At 35.4% G+C, this 25,140-nt stretch carries 23 protein-coding genes; 11 read left to right on the top strand and 12 right to left on the bottom strand.

Annotated features, from left to right (window positions below):
- Positions 1-136: 136 nt before the first annotated feature.
- From LNP81_RS21210 to LNP81_RS21245, 8 genes are all read left to right on the top strand, one after another.
- The gene (locus LNP81_RS21210; protein WP_230039288.1) at positions 137-1,654 is read left to right on the top strand and encodes a RagB/SusD family nutrient uptake outer membrane protein; all 1,518 of its coding nucleotides are present in this window, start codon (positions 137-139) and stop codon (positions 1,652-1,654) included.
- Positions 1,655-1,811: 157 nt separating this feature from the next.
- Complete coding sequence (locus LNP81_RS21215) at positions 1,812-2,990, top strand: glycoside hydrolase family 88 protein (protein ID WP_230039289.1); 1,179 nt, start codon at positions 1,812-1,814, stop codon at positions 2,988-2,990.
- 144 nt (positions 2,991-3,134) lie between these two features.
- A complete protein-coding gene (locus tag LNP81_RS21220; protein WP_230039290.1) occupies positions 3,135-5,552 on the top strand; it encodes a glycoside hydrolase family 2 protein in 2,418 nt (805 codons plus the stop codon).
- Between the two features lie 115 nt (positions 5,553-5,667).
- A complete protein-coding gene (locus LNP81_RS21225; RefSeq protein WP_230039291.1) occupies positions 5,668-5,850 on the top strand; it encodes a hypothetical protein in 183 nt (60 codons plus the stop codon).
- A 137-nt stretch (positions 5,851-5,987) separates the two neighbouring features.
- Entirely contained in the window at positions 5,988-6,845 is an 858-nt protein-coding gene (locus tag LNP81_RS21230) for a heparin lyase I family protein (RefSeq protein WP_230039292.1), read from the top strand.
- Positions 6,846-6,883: 38 nt separating this feature from the next.
- Positions 6,884-8,701: a glycoside hydrolase family 2 protein gene (locus tag LNP81_RS21235; protein WP_230039293.1), complete on the top strand. Its 1,818-nt coding sequence runs from the start codon at positions 6,884-6,886 to the stop codon at positions 8,699-8,701.
- A gap of 97 nt (positions 8,702-8,798) precedes the next feature.
- Positions 8,799-9,362, top strand: a complete 564-nt coding sequence (locus LNP81_RS21240) for a DUF2911 domain-containing protein (RefSeq protein WP_230039294.1) — start codon at positions 8,799-8,801, stop codon at positions 9,360-9,362.
- Positions 9,363-9,473: 111 nt separating this feature from the next.
- Positions 9,474-10,874: a serine hydrolase domain-containing protein gene (locus tag LNP81_RS21245; protein WP_230039295.1), complete on the top strand. Its 1,401-nt coding sequence runs from the start codon at positions 9,474-9,476 to the stop codon at positions 10,872-10,874.
- A 347-nt stretch (positions 10,875-11,221) separates the two neighbouring features.
- Here the strand turns inward: LNP81_RS21245 and LNP81_RS21250 are convergent, their stop codons facing one another.
- Genes LNP81_RS21250 through LNP81_RS21260 form a run of 3 tightly spaced genes read right to left on the bottom strand, consistent with a single transcriptional unit; the run spans position 11,222 to position 15,053 of the window.
- Entirely contained in the window at positions 11,222-13,426 is a 2,205-nt protein-coding gene (locus tag LNP81_RS21250) for a xanthine dehydrogenase family protein molybdopterin-binding subunit (RefSeq protein ID WP_230039296.1), read from the bottom strand.
- A gap of 8 nt (positions 13,427-13,434) precedes the next feature.
- The gene (locus LNP81_RS21255; RefSeq protein ID WP_230039297.1) at positions 13,435-14,415 is read right to left on the bottom strand and encodes an FAD binding domain-containing protein; all 981 of its coding nucleotides are present in this window, start codon (positions 14,413-14,415) and stop codon (positions 13,435-13,437) included.
- A complete protein-coding gene (locus LNP81_RS21260) occupies positions 14,412-15,053 on the bottom strand; it encodes a (2Fe-2S)-binding protein (RefSeq protein ID WP_230039298.1) in 642 nt (213 codons plus the stop codon). The genes LNP81_RS21255 and LNP81_RS21260 overlap by 4 nt, the downstream gene beginning before the upstream one ends.
- Positions 15,054-15,227: 174 nt before the next feature.
- Between LNP81_RS21260 and LNP81_RS21265 the strand changes: the two genes are divergently transcribed.
- Positions 15,228-16,358 (top strand): cysteine desulfurase family protein, encoded by a 1,131-nt coding sequence (locus tag LNP81_RS21265; protein ID WP_230039299.1) that lies wholly within the window; start codon positions 15,228-15,230, stop codon positions 16,356-16,358.
- 264 nt (positions 16,359-16,622) lie between these two features.
- Here LNP81_RS21265 and LNP81_RS21270 read toward each other — a convergent pair whose 3' ends face one another.
- The 5 genes from LNP81_RS21270 to LNP81_RS21290 all read right to left on the bottom strand — a co-directional run bounded on the left by LNP81_RS21270 (position 16,623) and on the right by LNP81_RS21290 (position 19,887).
- On the bottom strand, positions 16,623-16,925 hold the full coding sequence (locus LNP81_RS21270; protein WP_230039300.1) for a type II toxin-antitoxin system RelE/ParE family toxin: 303 nt from the start codon (positions 16,923-16,925) through the stop codon (positions 16,623-16,625).
- Positions 16,918-17,163 carry a ribbon-helix-helix domain-containing protein gene (locus tag LNP81_RS21275; protein ID WP_230039301.1) on the bottom strand — a complete coding sequence of 82 codons (246 nt, stop codon included), beginning with the start codon at positions 17,161-17,163 and terminating at the stop codon, positions 16,918-16,920. Before LNP81_RS21275 ends, LNP81_RS21270 begins: the two co-directional genes overlap by 8 nt.
- Positions 17,164-17,294: 131 nt before the next feature.
- A complete protein-coding gene (locus LNP81_RS21280) occupies positions 17,295-17,885 on the bottom strand; it encodes a nucleotidyltransferase family protein (protein ID WP_230039302.1) in 591 nt (196 codons plus the stop codon).
- Positions 17,882-19,012 carry an XdhC family protein gene (locus tag LNP81_RS21285; protein WP_230039303.1) on the bottom strand — a complete coding sequence of 377 codons (1,131 nt, stop codon included), beginning with the start codon at positions 19,010-19,012 and terminating at the stop codon, positions 17,882-17,884. The genes LNP81_RS21280 and LNP81_RS21285 overlap by 4 nt, the downstream gene beginning before the upstream one ends.
- A 101-nt stretch (positions 19,013-19,113) precedes the next feature.
- Positions 19,114-19,887 carry a response regulator transcription factor gene (locus LNP81_RS21290; protein WP_230039304.1) on the bottom strand — a complete coding sequence of 258 codons (774 nt, stop codon included), beginning with the start codon at positions 19,885-19,887 and terminating at the stop codon, positions 19,114-19,116.
- 103 nt (positions 19,888-19,990) lie between these two features.
- Between LNP81_RS21290 and LNP81_RS21295 the strand changes: the two genes are divergently transcribed.
- Positions 19,991-20,746 carry a DUF1349 domain-containing protein gene (locus tag LNP81_RS21295; protein WP_230039305.1) on the top strand — a complete coding sequence of 252 codons (756 nt, stop codon included), beginning with the start codon at positions 19,991-19,993 and terminating at the stop codon, positions 20,744-20,746.
- A 130-nt stretch (positions 20,747-20,876) separates the two neighbouring features.
- A complete protein-coding gene (locus tag LNP81_RS21300) occupies positions 20,877-21,209 on the top strand; it encodes a YegP family protein (RefSeq protein ID WP_230039306.1) in 333 nt (110 codons plus the stop codon).
- An 80-nt stretch (positions 21,210-21,289) separates the two neighbouring features.
- On the opposite strand, the gene LNP81_RS21305 is transcribed toward LNP81_RS21300, so the two are convergent.
- The 4 genes from LNP81_RS21305 to LNP81_RS21320 all read right to left on the bottom strand — a co-directional run bounded on the left by LNP81_RS21305 (position 21,290) and on the right by LNP81_RS21320 (position 25,083).
- Entirely contained in the window at positions 21,290-21,622 is a 333-nt protein-coding gene (locus tag LNP81_RS21305) for a carboxypeptidase-like regulatory domain-containing protein (RefSeq protein ID WP_230039307.1), read from the bottom strand.
- 161 nt (positions 21,623-21,783) lie between these two features.
- Positions 21,784-22,170 carry a helix-turn-helix transcriptional regulator gene (locus LNP81_RS21310; protein ID WP_255700761.1) on the bottom strand — a complete coding sequence of 129 codons (387 nt, stop codon included), beginning with the start codon at positions 22,168-22,170 and terminating at the stop codon, positions 21,784-21,786.
- A 220-nt stretch (positions 22,171-22,390) separates the two neighbouring features.
- Complete coding sequence (locus LNP81_RS21315; RefSeq protein WP_230039309.1) at positions 22,391-22,804, bottom strand: hypothetical protein; 414 nt, start codon at positions 22,802-22,804, stop codon at positions 22,391-22,393.
- Between the two features lie 344 nt (positions 22,805-23,148).
- A complete protein-coding gene (locus LNP81_RS21320) occupies positions 23,149-25,083 on the bottom strand; it encodes a glycoside hydrolase family 43 protein (protein WP_230039310.1) in 1,935 nt (644 codons plus the stop codon).
- Positions 25,084-25,140: the final 57 nt, after the last annotated feature.

Genomic DNA, 25,140 nt, shown 5'->3' on the forward strand with positions numbered 1-25,140 from the left:
AAAAAAATAGTATTAAACACATAGTTATACGCAAAATGCTATGATTATTGATGCAAGTGAAACGCCTTATTTAGCGTTCCAAAAAGCTATGTCTCTATGTGTTAAATTATACACCCAATACCTAAAAAATAGTATTATGAAAAAATATATAGCTTTTCTTTTCTTGGGAATATTCGCTTTTGGATGTTCAGATCTGGAAGAACATCCTGTAGGAACTATACGTCCTGAGAACTTCTTTAATAATACAGATGATCTGCAAGCTGCTGTAAACGGAGCTTTTGCCAACATTGCACACAATAATTATTGGGGGAGAGAATTTACCATCGCCCTAATGTTGCGTGATGATATGGCCGATATTGGCGACAGAACCACTCAGGCGGCACGTATCGATGTAAATGATATGAACATGAATGACACTAACGCACTTGTAGCCAACTTTTGGCCACAATCGTATATCATTATCGCAGCAGCAAATCAAGCGATTGCAGGTGCTAAAAAAACTCCGGGAGATCCGGCAAAAGTAAACGCAATTGTAGCGCAGGCTTATTTTGCAAGAGCTTTTACTTACTACCATTTGGTGCGCATTTTTGGCGATGTTCCTTATATTGATTTTCCTGTAAATGAGATTTCTCAGGTTGATAAATTAAGCAGAACAAAAGAGGCTGAAATTTATCCAAAAATCATCGCCGATCTTGAATTTGCAAAACAATGGCTGGAAGACAAACCAAAAGTAAAAGCCGTTCCCGGAAAAGGTACCGCTGCAGGATATTTGGCATCAGTTTATCTGACTTTAGGAAATTACCAAAAAGCTTACGACGAATCTAAATATGTAATTACCAACGAAGCAAAATTTGGTTTAGGTTTAGATGCTGATTTTCAGGATTTATTCAACGCTACAAAAGCAGCAGCTCTAAAAGAACCTTTATTTACAATTGACTTTAATAATTTAGTTTCAGGAAACTACGGTCAGGATTATACGGCATTTTTTACAGGATCATTAAAAGATGACAGTTATAGTTACGGACAAGGATTCTCGGTAGCGGTTCCGTCGCTAAAAGTATTTAATACCTGGGATCAAAGAGATTACAGACGAGCGGTAAGTTTTGATACGATTATCAGAAAGAAAACAGGTCCCGGGGGTGCGTTACAAATTTACCCTTCGAGCGATAACGAAAAAGCGCCACGTCCGCATATTGCAAAATATTACCGTTTTCCTGGAAAAGCCGGTGCCAACGGAAGGACTTCTCAGCACAATTATATCACGATGCGTTTTGCCGAAGTATTGCTAACAGCTGCCGAAGCCTTAAACGAAATTACTCCGGGAACTACAGAAGCTGATGGTTATGTCAACAGAGTACGCGCCAGAGCCAGAAACAAAGCCGGAAAACTGGTTTCTTTTCCTGCGAATGTTACACCGGGATTATCTCAGGCCGATTTTAGAAAAATGGTTATTGAGGAAAGAAGATTAGAATTCGCTTTTGAATACATCAGATGGTACGACATCAAAAGGTTGAAAAATGGCCCGGAAGTTTTTGGCCCAAGTGGTTTAGAGCCTCACGCCAATTTTAATCCGGCAAAAGATTATTTATTCCCATTACCGGGAACCGAGTTAGCAATTAATCCTAATTTAAAACCGAATAATCCTGGTTACTAAAGCATAAGAATGAAAATTAAAAATTTAGAATTAAAAATTAAAAATCTTTGGAATTACAATTATCCTGAGTTTAGTTTTTCATACCCATTTTAAACAAAACTATAACCAATTTTTAATTTTTAATTCTCCATTTTTAATTAAATAAACAATAATAAGTATGAGTAAAGTTAGTAATTTTGCTTTAATCCTGGGGTTTGCATTGCTGGTAACAGCGTGCAAATCAGGGATTAATTCTACAACAAAAAACACCTCTGCAGCAGCAGAAAATCTTCTGGAAACCCGATATAAAATGTTACTCGCTTATCCGGTTGATTCGATGTCGATGCCAAGAAGTATGAACATCAAAACCAATGAGATTAAAAAAGTTCCCTCAAGAGACTGGACAAGCGGATTCTTTGCCGGAAATCTTTGGCAATTGTACCGATTGACAGGAAACTCAGAATATAAAAAACAAGCCGAAAAATGGACGCCTTTCAGCAAAAAAGAAAGCGTAAACAGAAATTCTCATGACGTAGGTTTCAAAGTATATTGTGCTTACGGAGAAGCTTTAAAAGTAGAAAACAAACAAGAATACAAAGACGTCATTATCAAAGGAGCAGAAACTTTATGTACTCGTTTTGATGCAAAAGTTGGCGCCATCCGTTCTTGGGATTTCAATAAGGAAATTTGGGATTATCCTGTAATTATCGATAACATGATGAATCTCGAATTGCTTTTTGAAGCCACAAAACTATCCGGCAACAAAAAGTATCAGAATATTGCGATTCAGCATGCCAATACAACGCTCAAAAACCAATTTAGAGACGATAATAGCTGCTATCATGTTATTGATTACAATCCAACAACAGGAGCCGTTAGAAAGAAAACCACACTTCAGGGATATAATGATGATTCGGTTTGGGCACGCGGGCAAGGCTGGGCGGTTTACGGATTTACCATGTCGTACCGATATACCAAAGATCCTGCATACCTAAAACAAGCTGAAGCAGCGGCAAAGTTTTTTATGACAGATAAAAACCTGCCGGAAGACGGAATTCCGTATTGGGATTTTAGAGATCCTGCTATTCCAAATTCAGCGCGTGATGTTTCTGCTGCAACCGTTATGGCTTCTGCTTTGTATGAGTTATACGACTATACTAAAAATAAAACTTATTTGGCTTTCGCCGATAAAATAATCGCGAGTTTACAATCGGATAAATACATTTTAGATCCAAAAATAAACGCGCCTTTTATATTCGACCACAGTACCGGAAACTGGCCAAAACACGACGAAATCGACGAACCAATAATCTATGCCGACTATTATTTTCTGGAAGCATTGTTGAGGAAAAAGTAAGAAAGATAGAAAGGTTCTGAGGGACTGAGGTTCTAAGATTTTAAAGGCAGAAAAGCTTTAAAACTTTGTCCCTCTCAACCTTTTTTTGCTCAGAACCTCAGTCCCTCAGAACCTTAGAACCTAAAAAAAAAAGCTTTACAATCTATGAATACGTCACCGTACCAAAATAATACATTTTATACTTTTGCACTTTTTGTTTTTTTTCAGATTTGTCTGAGCAGCAGTTTTGCTCAGACAAAAATGAATATCAATGAAAATTGGCAATATCTGGAAAATCACACTCCAAGTCTTAGCGAAGCACAAAAAGCCACTAATTGGATTCCATTAAACTTACCGCATACCTGGAATGCCGAAGACGCAACCGATCTTAATCCGGGTTATAGACGCGATGCAAGCTGGTATCAAAAAAAGCTGAACATTGACTCTATCGATAAAGATCAGCTTTATTATTTATATTTTGAAGGATCGAATGTAACCACAAAAGTATATGTAAACGGTAAAGAAGCAGGAGGCCATATTGGCGGATATATTGGTTTTACTATTGATATCACTCATTTTATCAAGCAAGGAAACAACGAAATCTTTGTTCGTGTCGATAACAGTTATGATATTGAAATTATCCCGTCGCAAAAAAGTGATTTCTATATTTATGGCGGAATAACGCGCGATGTCTGGTTATTGTCTAAATACAAAAATCATATCGAAAATTTAAAAATTACAACTCCTGAGGTTTCGGCAAAAAAAGCTTCTTTAAATATTGTGGCTTCAACTTTAAATTCTGAAAATTCAAAAGATTTATCATTAACGGTAATTCTTAAAAATCCGAAAGGGAAAAAGATTGCGAGTAAAACGATTCCGGTTTTAGATAAAACAACCACTATTAAATTCGAGAATCTTAAAAATCCTGAATTATGGGATACGGAGAAACCTAATTTATATAAAGTGACTGCTTTTTTATCAGAGAAAAATCAAATCAAAGACAGCGTAAACGAAAAAGTGGGTTTCAGATGGTTTGAGTTTAAAGACCACGGTCCTTTTTACCTTAACGGAAAACGATTACTCATTCGCGGTACACATCGTCATGAGGAACAAGCGGGAGTTGGCGCTGCGATGAGCAACGAACAACATCGTGCTGATATGGAATCGATTAAAAAAATGGGTGCTAATTTTGTTCGTTTGGCGCATTATCCTCAAGATCCTGAAATTTACAAGGCCTGCGATGAACTGGGTTTATTAGTTTGGGATGAATTGCCTTGGTGCCGTGGCGGAATTGGCGGTGAACTTTGGCAAACGAATACCAAAAATATGCTGGCCGAAATCATCAATCAAAATTACAATCACCCGAGTATCATTATCTGGTCGTTGGGTAACGAAATGAATTGGCTTCCTGATTTTCCTGACGGAGATAACACAGAAAGAACCAATGTGTTTTTAACGGAACTAAACGACATCGCACATAAAATGGATCCAACTCGAAAAACCGCGATTAGAAAGTATTATGAAGGTTCGAAAATTGTTGATGTCTTCTCCCCTTCGATCTGGTCGGGATGGTATTCCGGAAGTTATAAAAATTACCAGAAAGCAATTGATGTTTACAAAAAAGAATACAAGCATTTTATTCACGCCGAATATGGCGGAGACAGTCACGTAGGCCGTCATAGCGAAAATCCAATAACGGGAGAAAATATTATAAAATCTGATGGTTGGGAAGAAGCAATTGTACAAACCAAAGTGGCCAATATTGCCCAAATTGGCGATTGGAGCGAGAATTATATCGTTGATTTATTCGACTGGCACTTGCATATATCTGAGAATGATCCAATGTTTGTGGGTAATATTCAGTGGGCATTTAAGGATTTTGCAACGCCATTGCGCCCGGAAGATGATATTCCGTACATGAATCAAAAAGGACTTGTCGATCGTAACGGAAATCCAAAAGATGCTTATTATGTTTTTAAAAGTTATTGGAGCACTGAGCCTTTTACCTACATCGAATCGCATACCTGGACAGAACGTCAAGGTCCCGAAAATACACCAAGAACGTTGAGTGTTTTTAGTAATTGCGAAAAGGTTACTTTATTTCATCAGGGGAAATCATTGGGACAAAAACAAAGAAACCTTTCGCTTTATCCCGCAAATGGCTTAACTTGGGATGTGAATTTCTTTAAAGATGAAAATATTTTAATCGCAGTTGGAGAAACAAAAGACGGGAAAAAAGTTTCGGATACGATCAAAGTAAATTATCGTTTTAATAAAAATGATACAGCAACTTCTTTACAATTGTCATCAGAGAAATTAAAAAACGGCAATTATTTGGTAACGGCAATTGCAATTGACAACAACTATTTACGTTGTTTAGATTATGAGGAAAGCGTTTATTTTCAATGTTTAAAAGGTGGAAAAACCATGAAAAGCCAGGGAACTCCAACCGGAAGTGAATCTATAAAAATGGCTAATGGAAAGGCTTCGATAGAAGTGGTTCCTGATGGAGCTGGGATTCCTATAGAAATGACAGCTTTGAATCAGAGTTTTAAAGGGGAATATTTGAAGATTGCGAATTAATTAGCTGAACGGTTTAACCGCAAAGTTCGCAAGGGTTTATGCAGGGAACGCAAAGTTTTTGTTTCACGCTGAATGAATCTCGCAAAGGCGCAAAGTTTTTTAAAGTTCCGGAGGAATGATTCATTTTGTAGCAACGGATTTTAATCCGTTAGAGAATTTGCAATCGTTTTGTCATCCTGAGGAACGAAGGATCACACTAGAAACTCCGTCTGCAAATTCATCAATCTTTGTCGATTTACGCGTGCGATTCTTCGTTCCTCAGAATGACAAAAATGAGGATAAATGCTTGAGAAAATGAATGCGGAGATCCTTCGTTTAGAAAGACAAGCCAGACTTCGAAGTCAGATGATAAAAAATTTGCGCGCATCTGCTTAATTCTTTTAAAATCTGCGTGAAATAAAAAAATTCCGCGTGAAATAATAAAGATCAACAATTATGAAAAATACAATCTTCTACGGATTTGCTTTAGCAATGACCACTTTTATAACCAATGCACAAGTAACTTTAAATGCTGATGGCCCTAACGGACTTGGCACTTATGAATTAATTACAAAAGCATTGGCGCCTGGAACGCAAAATGGTTCCGTAGAAGCTCCAGATGTTATTCATCCCAACTTTGGAAAGCATATTACGGAAGTTTATGATGATGATTTGAAGAAATATGTTTTTGAATTTAATCTACATGTTACGAACACGCCTCCGGACAATGAACCTGTAAAAGGTAAAACGGACAGGCAGCGTGTCGAAATAAAATCATTCGAACCTTCTCCTGATAATTTAAAAGGAACAACTGGCGAAACGGTGCAATACAAATGGCGTTTTAAAATACCTAAAGGATTTAAGCCTACTAAGGATTTTATCCATATTCATCAGATTAAAGCGGTCAATGGCGATGCGGGCAATCCTTTGTTTACTTTGACTTTAAGAAAAATGACAAACGGTTCTAACCAACTCGAACTCATTTATGTTAAAGACGAAGCTACAAAAATGATAAAATATCAAACAGTAGATATGTCTTTGTTTGAAGGAACCTGGGTTGAAGCAACAGAAACTATTAAAGTGGGCTTAAAAGGAACTTATGCCATAACTATAAAAAAAGTAAGTGACGGAACTACTTTGATGAATTATAGCAATTCAAATATTCAAACGATTCGCGCTGATAATTCTTTCATTAGACCTAAGTGGGGAATGTATCGCAGTTTGAAAGATATTGCTAATATGAAAGATGAAACAATGCGATTCTCGGATTTTAGCATACAAGAATTCACTACTTCATCCGGAAAAGATAAGTAGTTATCCAAAATATAAAATGATCAAAAATAAATATAAGAATGAAAAAACTAATTACCTTATTACTACTAACAACTGCTTTTATCGGGCAGGCACAAAATTTAATCTCGAATGTTCCAAACAGAACCACAACTTCTTTAAACGGGGTTTGGAATTATATTATTGATCCTTATCAAACAGGATTTTACAGCTTTCACCTCGATCAATACGATAAACAGGCAAAACCCTCAAATGGTGCTTTTTTTAATAATTATCATGCTGCAAACAAGCAGGAACTGGTAGAATATGATTTTGACAAATCGGCAAAAATAAATATTCCGGGAGATTGGAATTCGCAGGTTCCGGAACTTAAATATTACGAAGGAAATGTTTGGTTCAAGAAATCATTCGATTATGAATTAAAGGATAAAAAACGTCTTTTTGTTTATTTTGGAGCAATTAATTATAAAGCGGATGTTTATTTAAACGGAAAAAAACTAGGAACTCACGAAGGTGGTTTTACGCCTTTTAATTATGAAGTAACTTCGATTGTAAAACCAAAAGACAATTATTTGGTGGTAAAAGTTGATAATACTCGCCATAAAGAAGATGTGCCGACTGTGAATACCGATTGGTGGAATTATGGCGGAATCACGCGCGATGTTACTTTAATCGAAGAGAATGAATCGTTTATTGAAGATTATAATATTCAGCTTAAAAAAGGAAATGCGGCTTTGATTTCTGGTTTTGTAAAAATCAACAATTTCAATCCGGCACAAAATCAAGTGGCTATTTCGATTCCGGAATTGAAAATTAATTATAAAGGAAAAGTAGGTGCTGACGGAATTGTAAATTTTGAAATTCCTGCTAAGAAAATCTCTTACTGGTCGCCTGAAAATCCAAAATTATATGATGTTGTAATTGATTTTAACGGACAAAAACTAAAAGATAATATTGGTTTTAGAACCATTGAAACTCAGGAAGACAAAATTTTATTAAACGGAAAACAGATCTTCTTGCGCGGAATATCCATTCACGAAGAAAATGCAAAAGGCGGACGTGCCAACTCAGAAGAAGATGCTTTGCGTTTATTAAACTGGGCTCAGGAATTGGGCTGTAACTATGTTCGTCTGGCACATTATCCGCATAATGAAAACATTATCAGACTTGCCGACAAACTAGGATTAATGGTTTGGGAAGAAATTCCGGTTTACTGGACGGTGGAATTCACCAACGAAAAAACATATAAAAATGCCCAAGATCAATTGACAGCGGCTATTACAAGAGATAAAAACAGAGCCAGTATTATTATTTGGTCGATGGCGAATGAAACGCCAATTTCTGATGCAAGAAATACGTTTCTGAAAAATTTGGTGGTACATACAAAATCACTGGACAATACAAGATTAATCAGCGCTGCATTATTGACTCATAATGTAAAAGGCGTTGGAATGATCGATGATGAAATTGGTAAATCGCTTGATATTATTGCTTTCAATCAATATTTGGGTTGGTATGGCGGAAATTTAGAAAACGCTGAAAAAACTTTTTGGGACACACCTTACAACAAACCAGTAATTGTTTCTGAATTTGGAGGAGATGCCAAAGCTGGTTTTCACGGAGAAAAAAACGAACGCTGGACAGAGGAATATCAAGAATACTTATACATTCAGAACCTGAAAATGATCGAAAAAATACCTCATCTTAGCGGTTTAAGTCCGTGGATTCTGGTAGATTTCAGATCTCCAAAAAGATTGCTTCCGGAAATTCAGGACGGTTACAATCGTAAAGGTCTAATTTCGAATGACGGTGAAAAGAAGAAAGCTTTTTATATCATGCAGGATTGGTACGCCAAGAAGAAAAAAGAAAATAAAAATTAAGCACTATTATCAATTCATTAACAAAAAACAAACTGTAATGATATGATTTTTATTCATTATTAACTTACTTTGTAGTTATTCTAAAAATTGTAATTCTATGAAAAAATTAAGTTTAATGGTAGTTACTTTGTTTGCTGCCTTTACAGTTCAAGCTCAGGAAGTAGTAAAATTTGCTCCGCTTGATGCAAGTCCGGTTGATATTTCTTATTTCCCAAACAAGTCAGTTAAATTCAAAAAAACTGATAATCCAAATCCTGTTGTAAAAGTTACTTATGCAAGACCTTCTGCAAAAGGGCGTACAATTTTTGGTGATATTGTAAAATTTGGCGAAGTTTGGAGAGTTGGTGCAAACGAAAATACAGAAATCAAATTCTACAAAGCAGTAACAATTGGTGGCAAAAAAGTTGCAGCTGGTACTTATAGCTTATTTGCAATTCCTGAAAAAGACAAATGGACGATCATCATTAATAAAGAGCTTGATTTATGGGGAGGTTATGCTTACGACGAAAGCAAAGATGTTGTGAGAGTTTCGGTTCCTGTAAAACCAGTATCTGAAGTAATCGAAGCTTTATCAATCGCTTTTACCAGTAAAGATTCTGTAGCAAATCTGGTAATTGGCTGGGACAAAACAACTGTTGAATTGCCTATTACGGTTAAATAATTGTTTACAATTGAAACAAAATATTAAGAGACACTAAATAAAAAATAGTGTCTCTTTTTTTGTTTAATAGCCATGGTCAACTATACTATAACTAACCTAAAAACCAACATAATGAAAAAATCATATTTACTGCTGCTTTTTTTATTGCCTGTTTATTATGGCTATTCTCAACAAAAATTTAAAATTACCTACGACCAATTAAAAGATTACGAAGGTGTTTATGAATATGAAAAAAACACCACGTTACAAATAGCAGCTTCACCTAAAGACACTATTTTGTATGCGATTATTAATGAAAGTAAATATTCTCTGAAACCTTCTGAAAAAGATGTTTTTTTGAATATGTCGAAAGAAAAAGTGACGTTTGTAAGGAATACATCTTCGGTAATAACGGGATATTCTTCTGATGGAAAGACTTTTAATTTAATTAATAAAAAAGTGAATTTCCCTAAAGAAATGTGGTATCCAAGATTGAATGCCTCAAAAGATTATCAATATACGTATCAGCAACCCAAAAAAGAAACTGATGGCTTAGTCACCGGGAGCATCGATAATACCGGATTAAACAAAGCATTATTAAGCGAAATGATGCAGAAAATCGTTAACGGTACTTATGCTAACGTTCATAGTGTTTTGATTATAAAAGATGGAAAATTAGTTTTTGAAGAATACTTTTATGACAACAACAAAACCAAGCTTCACGAACTTCGCTCTGCTACAAAAAGTTTTGTTTCGGCCCTGACCGGAATTGCCATTGATAAAGGATATATTAAAGATAAAAATGAAACGGTTCTCTCCTATTTTCCGGATTATACTTTTAAAAACCTGACCGAAGATAAAAAGCAAATTACAATTGAAAACCTGCTGACCAATCAGAGCGGATTGGATTGTGATGTGAGTAATCCAAAATCTGAAGGGAATGAAACTACCATGAATTATTCTGATGACTGGATTCAGTTTACATTAGATTTACCCATGATTGATGTGCCTGGCGGAAAAGGAATGTATTGCTCCGGTAATCCTATAACTTTAGGCAAAGTTATCGAAAGAGCAACCAAAATGCCTTTGCCTGATTTTGCCAAACAAACTCTTTTTAAAGATCTTGGAATTAAAAATTTTAAATGGAATTTTAAACCTGATGCTTCAAGTGCCGAAACTTTTTGTCAGGTATATTTAAACTCCAGGGACATGGCAAAATTTGGAATGCTTTATCTTAATAAAGGTGTTTGGAACGGTAAACAAGTCGTTTCTAAAAATTGGGTTGAGGAATCACTTACCAAACATTCTGTTGTACAAGGCGTAAATTACGGTTATCTGTGGTGGCTTAAATACATAACTGTTGATGGTGTTCGCTATAACGGAAAAGCGGCTCAGGGAAATGGCGGTCAGAAAATTTATATTTGGGAAGAACAAAATATGATTACGGTTATTACTGGCGGAAATTATAATGCGCAATCACCAAGCGACGAATTGATTCAGAAATATATTTTACCGGCTTTTAATAAGAAGTGATTTATTTTATATGATAAAAAATACCTTTAAGAAATTATATCTTGAAGGTATTTTATTTTATAAGCTGTTTTTAGTGAAGTTTTTTGAATCTCTCAAAGACGCAAAGTTGCAAAGTTTTTTAAGCTCCTATTGATCGACTAGCCGCTGGCTTTAGCTGGAGGTTCTTTATAGAATCAGAAAAGGTCTTTAGCCAAAAATTCTCATTTTGGCTAAAGACCTTCATCTTAAATTTATATAACCTCCAGCTAAAGCCGGAGGCAATTCAAAATTGGGCATAAACTTTGCGTCTTCGCGACTTTTCGAGCAAATTTAGCACAATGAAAAGCTTTTTTATATTGATAAAAATCTTAAGCAGTTGCTACAGAAGATTCTAATATTTTATCTAATGTAATAGGTAAATCCCTGACGCGTATTCCTGTTGCATTAAAAACTGCATTGGCAATTGCCGGAGCCATTCCTACCAAAGCGGTTTCTCCAAGTCCTTTTGTTCCCATTGGGTTACTAATTGGATCTTTTTTATTGACAAAAAATACTTCCTGTTTTTCAATATCGGCATTTACGGGAACATGATAATCGGCAAAATTATTATTTATGGGGCGACCAAATCTGTGATCGATTTCTAGCGATTCCATCAATCCCATTCCGATTCCTCCTACCGCTCCGCCATACATTTGCCCTGCCGAAGTTTTCTGGTTGATTACAGTTCCAATATCAGCGCAGGAAACCACATGTGCCAATCTGATTTTTCCAAGATTTGGATTTATCAATACTTTTACAAAATGTACAGAGAAAGAATAAATCGAATATTTTTTGGCCTCTTCTGAAGCTTTCGATTCATTTTCTACTACTAATTCTTCTAATTTATTTGCATTCAATACCTCAACTAAAGAAACTCTTTTCGAACTGTCTTTTTTTGAAGTTATTGAACCATTCGCAAACGCCAGATCGGTAATAGGCACATTCTTTAACGCCTCTGATTTACTCGCCAGTTCAATAGCTTTTGTTATTAATAACTGGCAGGAATCGTTGACCGCTGACCCTACAGATGAAGTGGTTGCTGAACCTCCTTGGGTTGGTCCTTTTGCAAGACCGCTTTTTCCCATTTCGATAATCACATTTTCACTTGGTATTCCAGTTACATCGGCACCAATCGCAGTCATCATAGTGGCTGTTCCGGGTCCCATATCGTTTACGCTGCATTGCAGAACCAACGTGCCATTGGTTAAAAATTTTGCTTTTACAGAAGTAGGACTTCTATAACAGCCAAAAGTTCCGGTTCCCATTCCGTAACCTACGAGCCATTCGCCTTCACGAACAGATCCTGGTTTGTTTTTACGGTTTTTCCAGCCAATGCGTTCCATACCGCCTTCGTAGCATTCCAGAAGATATTTGCTGCTCCATGGTTTATTTTGTTCGAGATCTTTTTCGGCATAATTCAGTTTACGAAACTCAATTGGGTCCATATCTAATTTATGAGCCAACTCGTCCATAGCACTTTCTAAGGCAAAAGAACCTGTTGCTTCTCCCGGACCACGCATCCAGATTGGCGTACAAGTGTCAAGAGGAACAATACGATATCGCGTTGAAACATTGGCACAATCATAAATAAATCGGGACATGTTTACGGTACCTTCCATAAAATCTTCATAACTCGACGTCATGGCGATAGCTTCATGCGTTAGTCCTGTTAGTTTGCCTTCTTTGGTGGCACCAAGACCCATTTTCTGAATCGTATAAGGTCGAAAACCAACATTGGTAAACATTTGTTCCCTATGCAATACCAGTTTTACAGGGCGGTTTATTTTTTTAGCACCAATAAGAGCTGCAATTTCATAAGGCCAGGTGTGTAGTCCCATACCAAAAGCACCTCCCAGATATTCTGAATTTACAGATACATCTGCGGCAGGAATCCCAAATACATCTCCTACACTTCTGCGTGTTCCTTCTACACCCTGACTTTTGGTGTAAAGTGTAGGCTTATTTCCATCCCATTTGGCAATGATGTTAGCCAGCTCCATTGGGTTATGCACCTCTGTTGGTATAGTATATTCTTCTTCAAGAATTACTTCTGCATTTTTATAGCCGTCCTCAACGCCACGGTGATAATCTTTTGCACGTTCCGGAGTTTTTCCTTTATCTTTTACTTTTTCAAGTTCTGTAGAATGGTCTTCTTTTAAATAATCTGCTTTGATCAGACTGGCAGCATATTGCATACGCTCAAAAGTATCTGCAATTACCAAAGCAATGGGCTGATCATAATAACGAACCGAATCATCTTTAAAAATTTGAAGTGGCTGACCTAAGTTATCGCGTTTTTTAGGTTGTTCGTATCCAGCAGGTTTGTCTACATTAAGATGTGTGATTACTGCTAAAACTCCCGGCGCCCATTCGGCTTTTTTAGTATCAATAGTTTTAATTCTTCCTTTGGCAATCGTACTTCCTACGAGGCATGCATAAGCAACGCCCGGAGTTTTATACTCGGCTGAATATGTGGCTGAACCTGTTACTTTAGCAAATCCGTCAACTCTGTTTATATTACTTGTCTTGCTCATAATTCAAATTATTTAGATGCTGCTATCGTTAATGCTTCAGTAATGGCGTTTGGTCCCAGTGTTAATTTAAAATCATTATCACCGTAACCTCTTGCGCCATGCATGGCCAAATCAGCTGCTTGCCTGAATGTGGTTTCAGAAACTGTCTTTCCTTTCAAAAATTCTTCTGCTTCTGTGAGTCGCCATGGTTTATGCGCCACGCCTCCCATTGCAAGCCTTGCATCTTTAATCGTATTATTTTGAATATCTAAACCTACGGCAACAGATATTAATGCAAAAGCATAACTGGTTCTGTCGCGAACTTTTAAATAATGACTGTTCTTCTCAAAATTATTATTTGGAATCTCGATTGAAGTAATGATTTCTTTGTTTTCAAGTGTATTGTCTTTTTCAGGCATATTGCCTGGAAGCCTATGAAAATCAGTAAACTTAATTTCTCTTTTTCCTTTAGGGCCTTCAACAAAAACAGTAGCGTCTAAAGCTGCAAGTGCCACACACATATCACTGGGATGCACGGCAATACAACTATCCGAAGCACCAAAAATGGCATGCATTCTATTAGATCCGCCAATGGCGCCGCAGCCACTTTTGGGAGTTCGTTTATTGCAGGGCATATCAGTATTATAAAAATAAGAACAACGTGTACGCTGTAACATATTTCCTCCTACACTTGCCATATGCCTAATTTGTTGCGATGCACCGGCAGCTAGTGCCAATGCCAGTAAAGGATATTTTTCTTGTATTATTTTATCTTCGGCAACCTGACTGTTTTTGGCCATTGCGCCAATTGAAACTTTTCCTGTCAGGAATTCTATCTTTTTTAAATCTACTCCGTTAATATCTATAAGTTTATCAGGAGCGACAACATTTTTTTTCATCAAATCGACCAGATTGGTTCCTCCGGCAATAAACATGGCTGAGTTTTCTTTGGCAATAGTAGTTACTGCTGATTTTGATGATAATGCTCTTATAATCTGAAAGTTTTTCATACTAGCTTCCCTCCTTCCTTAACTTCTATAATGGCATCGACAATATTATGGTAAGCGCCGCATCTGCAAATATTGCCGCTCATATATTCCCTAATTTCTTCTCTGCTGTTGGCATGACCTTCTTTGATACAGGCTATACCTGACATAATTTGTCCGGGGGTACAATAGCCACATTGAAAACCATCATTTTTAATGAAAGCTTCCTGCATGGGATGTAGTTTTTTCCCTTTTGAAAGTCCTTCGATGGTGGTTACCTGAGCATTTTGCTGCATGGATGCCAATGAAAGGCAAGATAATATTCTGGTGCCATTTACATGAACGGTGCAAGCGCCGCATTGCCCATGATCGCAGCCTTTTTTGGTTCCGGTAAGTAACAATTGTTCTCGTAATAAATCAAGCAGCGTGGTTCTGGGCTCTACATTTAGATTGTGCTTTATGCCGTTTACTTCAAGCGATAACGGAACGGTCTCTAAATATTCTGCGATTTTTTCATCCCATTTATTATCAGAAGCCATCACCAATGAAGGCGGTGTCAAAGCAAGTGCAGTAAATAATCCGGATTTTTTTATAAAATCGCGACGTGAAGAACTCGATTCTTCTTCTACTGCTTTGTTTTTAATTGTTCTCTTGGCAGCCATGCATACTGTTTTTAAATTAGTAAAATCTAATGTTACTCCTAACAAATTTAAGAATCCTATGCGACAAAAAATTACAAAATTCACATAAACACCATTTTAAATACAATTTAGAATCATTAAAAAAATTAGATTTAAATTACTAAATTGTATTTTTACTTTATTAAGAATTAAAAAATGTCCCTACAGCAAACCATTTACCTCGATAATAACGCTACTACCCAACTTGACGAACGTGTACTTGATGCCATGCTTCCTTATTTTATCCATTCGTATGCGAATGCCAGTAGTGGTCATTTAGCAGGATTAACCGTAAATGAAGCTGTCGAAAATGCTGCGTGGCAAACTGCGAACCAGATTGGGGCAACTCCGGAAGAAATCATTTTTACGTCGGGCGCAACAGAATCAATCAACTTAGCTATAAAAGGACTCGCAAATCAAAGCAAGAAACATATTATAACGGTTCGTACAGAGCATAAAGCTGTTCTGGATACCTGTCAATTTATGGAAAGTATTGGTTTTGAGGTTACTTACTTGCATGTAGATTCTGATGGGGTTTTAGATCTTCAGCTTTTAAACGACTCTATTACCGATCATACCTTAATGGTTATTGTAATGATGGTGAATAATGAAATTGGTGTGATTCAGGATATTGATAGAATATCCGCAATAGTTCATTCGAAAAAGGCTCTTTTTATGTGTGATGCTACTCAGGCTGTTGGAAAAATGACTATTGATGTGCAAAAATCAGGGATTGACCTTTTGGCCCTTTCGGCACATAAATTTTACGGACCAAAAGGTGTAGGCGCTTTGTATCTTTCCGCGAAAGCGAAATTAAAATTAACCCCACAAATACACGGCGGCGGACAACAACGCAAATTACGCAGCGGAACACTAAATGTTTCCGGAATTATTGGTCTTGGAAAAGCTTGTGAAATTGCCCAAGCTGAAATGAAAACAGATCAGGAAAGAATACAAAAACTTAGAGATCGTCTTGAAAAATCTTTATTAGAAATTGAAGGATCGTTTGTAAACGGAAATACAAAAAACCGAATATACAATACGTCGAATATTTGCTTTCCGGGAGTGAATTCTGAAAGTCTGATTCTGGCTTTGCAAAATATTTCGGTTTCGAATGGTTCGTCCTGCTCTGCTGTTACATCCGAACCTTCGCATGTATTGAAGGCTTTGGGTTTATCTGATGAAAATGCTTTGAGTTCGATTCGTTTTAGTCTAGGGAAATTTACTACTGAAGAAGAAATTTTAGTTACTATTGAGAGGGTTTGTGCTTTGGTAAGAGAGCTTTAGTTTTTTTGCCACGAAGGCACTAAGTCGCAAAGGTTTTTATTTCTTAAGCTTATAATTTCTTGCTAAGTAGCAAAGTTTCTTTTTTTTTAAAGCTTCGGAGAAGCGGTATATTTATAGCTAATAATTTAAATATTGAAAAAAAGCTCCAGCGGAGCGACATGTTTTTTTTGCCACAAAGGCGCGAAGACATTAAGATTTTTTTAATGTTTAATAATTTATCGCCAAGTCGAGAAGATTTGAATAGCTCATATCAAATAACTTCTATTAAAAATCTTGCCTTCCAATAATGGTAATAATCTCTATTCTTTTATCTATGATTTGATAGTAGATCGTATCAACTCCACAAACACAATAACGATAGCCTTTTCTGATGTGGTCGGCTGATGGAGATAAAAAAGGATTTTCCTCTATTCTATCAAAACAATCATAGAACATACTAAAATAGCTATCCGCCTGATTAACGCCAAACTTACCAACTCCATAATAATAATAATAATAATAATAATAATAATAATAAATTCTTCGTAAATCTTCTTTAGCTTCTTTACTTAAAAAATAATTATACATTAGGAAGACCTTCTCTGAATTCTGCTAACATTTCTTCTCTTGTTTGTTTTTTTGCAAAACCACTTTTTTCGCCCTTATCTATTTTGGCTCTTACAAACTCATAATACTCATCTTGTGTACGAGCTTGTTTGATCAAATAATTAATAGCTTCACTTTTACTGCTAAATTCTTCTGCTTTAACCTGATTTTTAAGCCACTCCTCATTCGGTGCAGTTAATGATATACTTTGTCGTGTCATAGCAATAATTTTAAATTGGTGTAAATTTACACCAATATTTCGAAACGAAATTGTATTTTAGAAATTTTTCCTATTTTCCCTCTGAACCTTTGTTCCTTTGAACCTTTGTTCCTTTGAACCTTTGAACCTCTTTAAGAAATAAGCTCATTATAATCCTCAATAGTATCGATATCTATATTGCCTTTTTCGAAAGGAACTGCAACAGTATCTTCTAAAAATCTATTGATGATTTTTTTTGCGCCTTCCTGACCTTTTAATTGTAGTAATTCGGTGAAATATTTTTTATGGAAGAGTACCGGAGTTCCTAAGGTTGCTGCGTATTGAGAGGCGGCAATTCCTTTTGCTTTTTTTTGATGTTCTTTTATCAAATTCTCAAACACTATAGTTGTAATATAGGGTTGATCGCAAACCGTAAAAATGCATTTTTGGATATCAGGATTTAAGCGTAACAATTCGTTTAAACCTGTTGCTATAGAAGATGCCATTCCCAACTCCCAATCAGGATTGAAAATTGTTTTTATTTCGGAATCAGTAATTTCTTTTTCGATTAGTTCATGATTCGATCCGGTAACGACTATGATTGCAGTATTTGGTACCTGAGAAGCTTGGGAAATTGTGTTTTTTAAAAGAGAAGTATTTTTATACAAAAGCAATTGTTTGGGTTGTCCTAATCTTGAAGAACTTCCTGCTGCTAAAACAACAATTCCAGTTATCTCTTTCATATTAAACAAGATGTATTGGTTGCAGTATGTATTTTTTCTGTTTTATATTTTAATGAAGTCCCTTGTTTACCGCTCATTACCGCTTTTATTTCAGCCACGATCGATAAGGCAATTTCTTCTGATGTTTCTGCTCCCAAATCAAGTCCTATTGGGCCGTAAATGATGTTTAATTTTTCTTCTGTCAATTGTATGCCTTCATTGTTCAAATCATCGAGCATACGATTGAGTTTTGTTTTTGGACCTAAAATTCCAATATAATTACAATTGATTTTTATGAGAAGTTTTAAAACAGCCAAATCATATTTATAATTATGCGTGATCAGGACAAAATAAGTCTGTTCGTCGATAATAATATTTTCCAGTAATTGTTCCGGTTTTACAACAAATACATTTTTGGCTTCCGGAAATCTTTTTTTTGTAGCATGTGTTGCTCGGCCTTCGCCAATGGTAATTTCCCAACCTAATAAAGAAGTCATTTTTACCAATGGCTGAACGTCATTTCCTGCTCCAACAATTACCAGAGAAACGGGAGGATTTATATAATCTGCCAAAACCTCATTCTCCTGATCATCGTGAAGTTTTTTTATTAATGTTGTTTTGTTATTCAATGCCTCTTTTGCATCTTGCAGAATATTAAGTGTCCTATTACTGCTGTAAATTGGTTCTTGATTTTCTCTGTAAAACAGTACTGTTCCTTGCTGAATTGCTTGTCTTTTTAATGAAAAAACGGTTGCTACGACAGCATCTTTTCGTTCCAGTTCTAACTGCTGCAAAAGCTGTATCGGATTATTCTCTACCTCATCATTAATATATTCAAAAAGAATATGCACAATTCCGTTACATCCTAATTGCAAACCTACTTCGCTATCCTCTTCATTACTTGTATTATAAGTAATCAATTTATTTTGTTGCTGATGGATGGAAAGAAGCGCTTTTCGCAATGCATCACCTTCTAAACAGCCTCCGCTAATGGCGCCTGTAAGCAAACCATCCTCAGTAACAAGCATACGTGCTCCGGGCTGACGGTACGACGAACCCTCGACCTTTACCACGGTGGCAAGTGCTGTCTTTTTTCCGGCGGCTTTTGCCTGGGAATGTGCTTTTAGAATCTCGCTTATTTCCTTCATACTACTAAATCGTGCTTAACAAAAATAACTAATTATTTTTTTGCCGAAGATTTAAACGCCTTAAAGTATTAACTCAATAAAAATATTTTTAACCATGACATTTAAATCGATATGATTCCCATAACCATCGCTGTTTTTACCGCTTCGGTTGTATTGGCGACTTTCATTTTTTCGATTATATTTTGTCTGTGGCGGCGAACTGTATAAACCGAAATATTTAGTAGTGTTGCAATATTGGGGCTGCTGCTTCCTTTGGCCAAAAGCGTCAGGATTTCGAGTTCTCTTTTAGAAAGCAGGGTTTGTTGGTAATGTTTGTATTTTTCGATCGAAATAATCTCACCCGTTTCAATATTGACTATTTTACCGTCGATTCCTAAACGGGGCTGAATATCTGCCGACGGTGAATAAAGACATAACGCCAGCCAGATACTTCCGTTACTAAAGCTTTTTAAGTAAATGGTTCTATGATTGATGTAGGCACAATTCTCCAATGTATTTTGAGTACGAATACGGCTTGAAGTACTGTATTTATGACTGTCCTGATAAGGCAGTGTTTTTAGGTATTGAAAATAATTCAGTTCCAAGATATGGCGCTCGATTAAATCGTCGGGATGAATTTTGGTGAAGATACATTCTTCGAAGGCAGAATCGATCACAGAGTTTTCAGCCGGTAAACCAAATACTTTTCCGAAATTACCGGCGTAAATATAACTGCAATCGGCTTGAAAATCTGATAAGACGGCCACACACTGATCGAGGCTTACATAACCTGCTACTAATTTTTTGAAGGTTTCTATATCATTGCATTCTTCTATCGAAAATGTTTGTTCTAATAAAGTGGCTGATAATTGATTCTCGACGGATACATTTGACATAAACAGGATTAAAAATGGTTAATTTTACGTATTGTGGCTTCTGGAAAGCGGTGGTATTTTTGATAAACTAAAATATAATTTTTCTATTTAAAAAAAGCACTTTATGAAATCAAAATTTTATGTTTTCTGCATTTTATCCGGCTTAACTTTATTATCGGCCTGCGGAAACAATAACCAAAAAGAAGTATCAGAAGTAACTTCAAAAAACAGCCAAAAAACTGATTCTGCCTTTGTAAACGGCAGTCCCTGCGATATTAAACTTGCTAATATTCATTTTACTAAATCTATTAATGGCGCTGATACTTTGGCAAAAGCCGATGCAAATGGCAAAGTAATTTTCCGCGCAGGCGAAAAGAAAGATTATTTTTCAGATCCTAATGGCGAATTATCCAACAACACCGCTCCTATTTTATTATCAAAAGTCGATAATACCAAACCTTTTACTTTAATAGCTAAAGTAACGCCTGAATTTACAGAGAAAGGATTGTATAATGCGGGTGTTTTATATATTTATGTGAATGATAATTTCTATCAAAAATTTTGTTTCGAACAAGACGAACGCGGCAATCATCGAGTGGTAACGGTACGCACGATTGGAACTTCTGACGATAATAATCATGATGTTGTGACGGCCCCAACGATTTACATGAAAATATCATCGGATACCAAAACAGTAGCCAGCTATTATTCTTTGGATAAAAAAAACTGGCAAATGGTTCGTTTGTATAAAAACAATTATCCTAAAACAATCTGGGTTGGAATTAGTACGCAATGTCCTGTTGACAAAGGAACTCAAAGTGTTTTTGAAGACATTACGTTAGATCAAAAAAGTGTGACCGATTTTAGAATGGGGAATTAATTAAACCAGAACTTACCATTTAGTAACTTCCATAGAATCAATTATTTTTTTTATTTGTATGATTTATATGATGCAATTTTGTATTTTTATCTGAAGCAAAATAAATAATATTTAACTAAAATAAAACTACATGGGAAAATTTGTGATTACCAAAAGAACCAATGGTGAATTCCAATTTAATTTAAAAGCAGGTAACGGCCAGACTATTTTAACCAGTGAAGGTTATACTACTAAAGCTGCTTGCACTAACGGAATCGAATCTGTGAAAACAAATTCTAAAGATGACTCTAAGTTTGATAAACTGGAATCGAAAAGCGGAAAACCGTATTTCAATTTAAAAGCCAGCAATGGTCAAATCATTGGATCAAGCGAAATGTATGAAAGTACAAGCGCGCGAGATAACGGAATTGCATCAGTAAAAACAAATGCAGCTGAGGCAACTACAGATGATCAAACAGTATAATTTATTTTTATAATATAGAAAAACGGGGTTATGCGACCCCGTTTTTTTATGATCCTATTTTTTAGGCTTTGCAATTGTCTCTACTCAGAAAAATCGCTGTTCTTCTCAAACAAATAAATCTTAACATCCTTAAGGTTCGTTTTTGAAAATAATCCAAGCGAATCCGGTTTTCGTTCGACTTTTTTTGAAGAGTAACCTTCCTTTCTTAAAACTATTTTGCACATTTTATTTGGCCTAACTTTTAAGATAAAGTATCCTGTGCTATCTGTTTCGGTTTTATTTCCGTTGCTATCTATTTGTACATTTATAATGGGCTGTTCACTATCATAATCGTACACATAACCTGAAAAAGTATTGTTTGTGCAGCTACAAAGTAGCAATAGGAGAACAATTAGGTTTAATTTTGCTTTCATTTCTTAAAAAAAATATTCCAACCAAATTATACCGCTTTTACAGAATACACAATACCCACTTTTAGTGATTTTTTAATGTAAAAATAAAAAAGGGTGCCTGAAAAATTTCATACACCCTTTTGGTAAAATAAACTCAAAATAAAACCGTAGTTACGGATACTTCAAATTTGTCCGAATCTGTCTTTGTAGCGACATAATTCTTCTTCAGTTTTAAGTAGTAATTTTTCTAAAAGTTTTATTTTATCTTCATACAGCACCTTAAGAGTGGCACTGTTATCTGAGTTAATCTGAATACTTCCGTTATTGTTTCCTCTGACTTTATTGACATTATTAAAATATCTCTGGCTGTCAAAACTAATAACATCTTCTACACTAACTTCGAGAATACGGGCAATTTCGACTAATTTTACATAAGAAAGAATGGTCTTTCCTTTTTCAATTTTACTATAACCTGCCTGTGTAACTCCTAGTTGATCTGCCATATATTCCTGCGTATAATTTTTTAATTCTCGAATGCTTTTAATTTTATTTTTTATTGAAGAGGTCATAATTTCATTGGGGGATTTTGTATAGCTAAAACTGACCGGTACTAAACTTTTAGTATTACAGCTATACTATTTAATGTTTAATATCATACTACCTCAATAGTAGGGTTACTGTAGTAGTATGTGTTCATTTTTTTTTAGTGGTAATAAAAAAACCATATAAAATAGCCACTGCTATCATAACTAAATCGTAAAGGGAAATTCCTAATAACATTGCTTTATTTTATAGGTTCTTTTTTGTTTTCTGTAACAATCGGTTGAAATTGAGATTTAAAAAATGATCAATCTGTTTTCCTATTACAGGACGATCTACACCGTTTATTTTTACTTTGGTTTCTTTTTTATAAATGTCTCTCACAATGACATAATATTCAAATTCGATGTCGTTATGAAATCTCAAAATAATTAGAATTGTATAGAGTAATAAGGTAGGTCCTATATAATACAACTCAGATAAATTGGAGAAAACCATACAGTAATACGCCAAAGCTGTTACTGCTATAAAAGCACAATTTTCAAGAAGAAAAGACTTCTTTTTTTTAAGTAAACCAAGTTCTACAATCTCATTATAGCTGTATTGCCATCGATTTGATCCATATTGAAATTGAACTTGATCTTGAGTAAGGGTAAAGAACATAATAATTTGGGGGATTAAGAAAAACATAAATTCACTGTCGTGAAGAATTGAAAAAACTTAAAAAAATTATCTGATTATAATTATTTTTAAAGCAATTCCTCACCTCCGCAATATTACGCATTATCTCGTTTTTTTTTCTTACAAACCCTCTTATAGAATATAACTAAAAGTTGTAATTAAATCTAAAATGTAAATTTTTAATTCTTATTCGATCCTTAAACGTGAGAATTTAATTTATGACTTCATTTTTGTAATGCATATGTTTTTCAAATTGATACAAAAAAAAATAAGGACTATTTCTATCAAAAGAAATAGCCCTTACTGACCAAAATTAATATATAAAATTATTTAATTGCGTTTATACCCAAATGAGTTGGTGTTACTTGTTTAATAGTCCCATCCTGATTAAACTCTAGTTTATCGATACAAACTTCACGGTGAAAACCGCCGGCATCTCCCATTTTTATTCCTGTTGGATATGAAAATCTGTGATAAACAATATACCATTCATCTTTATTTGGAATCTGCAAAACCGAATTATGTCCCGTTGCATAAATTCCCTCACCAGGATTTCCTTGTATGACAATATTGTTTTCTGGAATTTCTATTGGCCCCAAAGGCGATTTCGAAACTCCGTATCTTACTTTATAATTTGGGCTTCTGGTATCGTCTTCACTCCACAAGAAATAGTATTGTCCGTTTCTGTAAATAACATACGTTCCTTCACGATACGTTTTATCAACTTTTATGACTTTTGTAGTTCCTTCTTTAAGCGAAATCATATCGGCATTCAATTCGGCTACAGCCATATATCCATTACCCCAGTACAAATAACTTTTACCGCTTTTAGGATCTGTAAAAACATCCGGATCGATTTCCTGACCACCTTTTATACCTTCGGGTCTTGTGTTTACCAAAGCTTTTCCGCTGTCTGTAAAAGGTCCTGTAGGATTATCTGATGAAGCTACTCCTACTTTTTGAGCTGCTGTAAAATAATAGAAATACTTGTATTTTCCTTTGATCTTTTTCTCAACAATACAAGGCGCCCAGGCATTTCTGTTGGCCCAGCTTACATCTTTTCTAAGATCTACAATAATTCCTTCATCTTTCCAGTCGGTTAAATTATCTGATGAAAAGGTTTTAAAGTAATTTCCTGACCAACCGTCAAATCCGTCGCTGGTTGGGTAGATATAATATTTCTTAGTTTTATTTGAATATAAAATTTCAGGATCAGCATAATACCCTTCGAGAACGGGATTATTATTTATTTTTGGAAATTTCTCCGGCATTCCCCATTTGGCCACAAGCCTTTTCAACTCAGAACGTGTGATAGGTAAAATGGTTCCGTGACGCGGATTAAAATCCATCGAAATATCATTATCAATTACTGTAAAGTTCTCCAGATCTTTGGTTTTGGTAAACTGATATTTCCCTTTCGTATACACGTCGTACATCAGGATATAATCATCAGAATTGTTGAGTTTAAAAACGCTTGAACCTTCTACCCCATCTTGGGTTTGTTGCAGATAATTGTCGTTTTCTGTCCATTTTCCTGAAGTTAAATCTGTTGTTGTGGCTACTTTTATTCCGGCTTTTCCGCCTTCGGTTTTATAGAAAAGATGATATACGCCGTCTTTTTCGATAATATCTCCGTCAATAGAAGCTCTCTCTGATTTTGGCACAAATAATAATTTTGGAGCGCTTTCCAGAGCAGTGAAATCCTTATTCGCATAAGCGTAATAAATTTTATCAGGACCTCCGGCGTATTGCAGACTGAAATAAATTAAATACTTCCCTGCTTTAGCATCATAAATAGTTTGTGGTGCCCAAACACGTTTCAGGTTTTCATTTCCAGGAAAAGTTGTTTGAATATTTACAACATTGCTTTCCCATTTTACCAAATCGGTACTTTTTAGTAAAATCATGGCGCGGTTACTGTCCCAGCCTTTTGATGAAGTCATATCGGTCAGGACCATATAAAATGTTTTACCATCATCGCCACGCAAAATATGCGGATCACGAACGCCTCCGGTTGAACTTATCGCTTTACTGTCAATAATCGGTTTATTATTATTTAAATGATAATAATGATAACCATCGGCACTTATGGCGTATCGTACTGCTTCTTCCTCAACCGAATTTCCTGTAAAGTACACAAATAAATAAGCTGTTAAATCTTTGTCGGCAATAACGGGCGGAGTTCCTTTTGGGGTATTCTGGGCTTGTAAAAAATTAAAAATCATTAAAAATAATACAAGACTAAAATGTGTTTTTTTCATTATCTATTCTGTTTATGGTTTTCAACTTTCAAAAAATATAACTTTAAATAGTCGAAA

Origin of the sequence: Flavobacterium piscisymbiosum (assembly GCF_020905295.1) — a bacterium.
Lineage (GTDB): Bacteria > Bacteroidota > Bacteroidia > Flavobacteriales > Flavobacteriaceae > Flavobacterium > Flavobacterium piscisymbiosum.

Coding starts and splice junctions, on each gene's coding strand:
- LNP81_RS21210 (WP_230039288.1), top strand. CDS start 137: ATGAAAAAATATATAGCTTTTCTTTTCTTGGGAATATTCGCTTTTGGA.
- LNP81_RS21215 (WP_230039289.1), top strand. CDS start 1,812: ATGAGTAAAGTTAGTAATTTTGCTTTAATCCTGGGGTTTGCATTGCTG.
- LNP81_RS21220 (WP_230039290.1), top strand. CDS start 3,135: ATGAATACGTCACCGTACCAAAATAATACATTTTATACTTTTGCACTT.
- LNP81_RS21225 (WP_230039291.1), top strand. CDS start 5,668: ATGATTCATTTTGTAGCAACGGATTTTAATCCGTTAGAGAATTTGCAA.
- LNP81_RS21230 (WP_230039292.1), top strand. CDS start 5,988: ATGAAAAATACAATCTTCTACGGATTTGCTTTAGCAATGACCACTTTT.
- LNP81_RS21235 (WP_230039293.1), top strand. CDS start 6,884: ATGAAAAAACTAATTACCTTATTACTACTAACAACTGCTTTTATCGGG.
- LNP81_RS21240 (WP_230039294.1), top strand. CDS start 8,799: ATGAAAAAATTAAGTTTAATGGTAGTTACTTTGTTTGCTGCCTTTACA.
- LNP81_RS21245 (WP_230039295.1), top strand. CDS start 9,474: ATGAAAAAATCATATTTACTGCTGCTTTTTTTATTGCCTGTTTATTAT.
- LNP81_RS21250 (WP_230039296.1), bottom strand. CDS start 13,426: ATGAGCAAGACAAGTAATATAAACAGAGTTGACGGATTTGCTAAAGTA.
- LNP81_RS21255 (WP_230039297.1), bottom strand. CDS start 14,415: ATGAAAAACTTTCAGATTATAAGAGCATTATCATCAAAATCAGCAGTA.
- LNP81_RS21260 (WP_230039298.1), bottom strand. CDS start 15,053: ATGGCTGCCAAGAGAACAATTAAAAACAAAGCAGTAGAAGAAGAATCG.
- LNP81_RS21265 (WP_230039299.1), top strand. CDS start 15,228: ATGTCCCTACAGCAAACCATTTACCTCGATAATAACGCTACTACCCAA.
- LNP81_RS21270 (WP_230039300.1), bottom strand. CDS start 16,925: ATGTATAATTATTTTTTAAGTAAAGAAGCTAAAGAAGATTTACGAAGA.
- LNP81_RS21275 (WP_230039301.1), bottom strand. CDS start 17,163: ATGACACGACAAAGTATATCATTAACTGCACCGAATGAGGAGTGGCTT.
- LNP81_RS21280 (WP_230039302.1), bottom strand. CDS start 17,885: ATGAAAGAGATAACTGGAATTGTTGTTTTAGCAGCAGGAAGTTCTTCA.
- LNP81_RS21285 (WP_230039303.1), bottom strand. CDS start 19,012: ATGAAGGAAATAAGCGAGATTCTAAAAGCACATTCCCAGGCAAAAGCC.
- LNP81_RS21290 (WP_230039304.1), bottom strand. CDS start 19,887: ATGTCAAATGTATCCGTCGAGAATCAATTATCAGCCACTTTATTAGAA.
- LNP81_RS21295 (WP_230039305.1), top strand. CDS start 19,991: ATGAAATCAAAATTTTATGTTTTCTGCATTTTATCCGGCTTAACTTTA.
- LNP81_RS21300 (WP_230039306.1), top strand. CDS start 20,877: ATGGGAAAATTTGTGATTACCAAAAGAACCAATGGTGAATTCCAATTT.
- LNP81_RS21305 (WP_230039307.1), bottom strand. CDS start 21,622: ATGAAAGCAAAATTAAACCTAATTGTTCTCCTATTGCTACTTTGTAGC.
- LNP81_RS21310 (WP_255700761.1), bottom strand. CDS start 22,170: ATGACCTCTTCAATAAAAAATAAAATTAAAAGCATTCGAGAATTAAAA.
- LNP81_RS21315 (WP_230039309.1), bottom strand. CDS start 22,804: ATGTTCTTTACCCTTACTCAAGATCAAGTTCAATTTCAATATGGATCA.
- LNP81_RS21320 (WP_230039310.1), bottom strand. CDS start 25,083: ATGAAAAAAACACATTTTAGTCTTGTATTATTTTTAATGATTTTTAAT.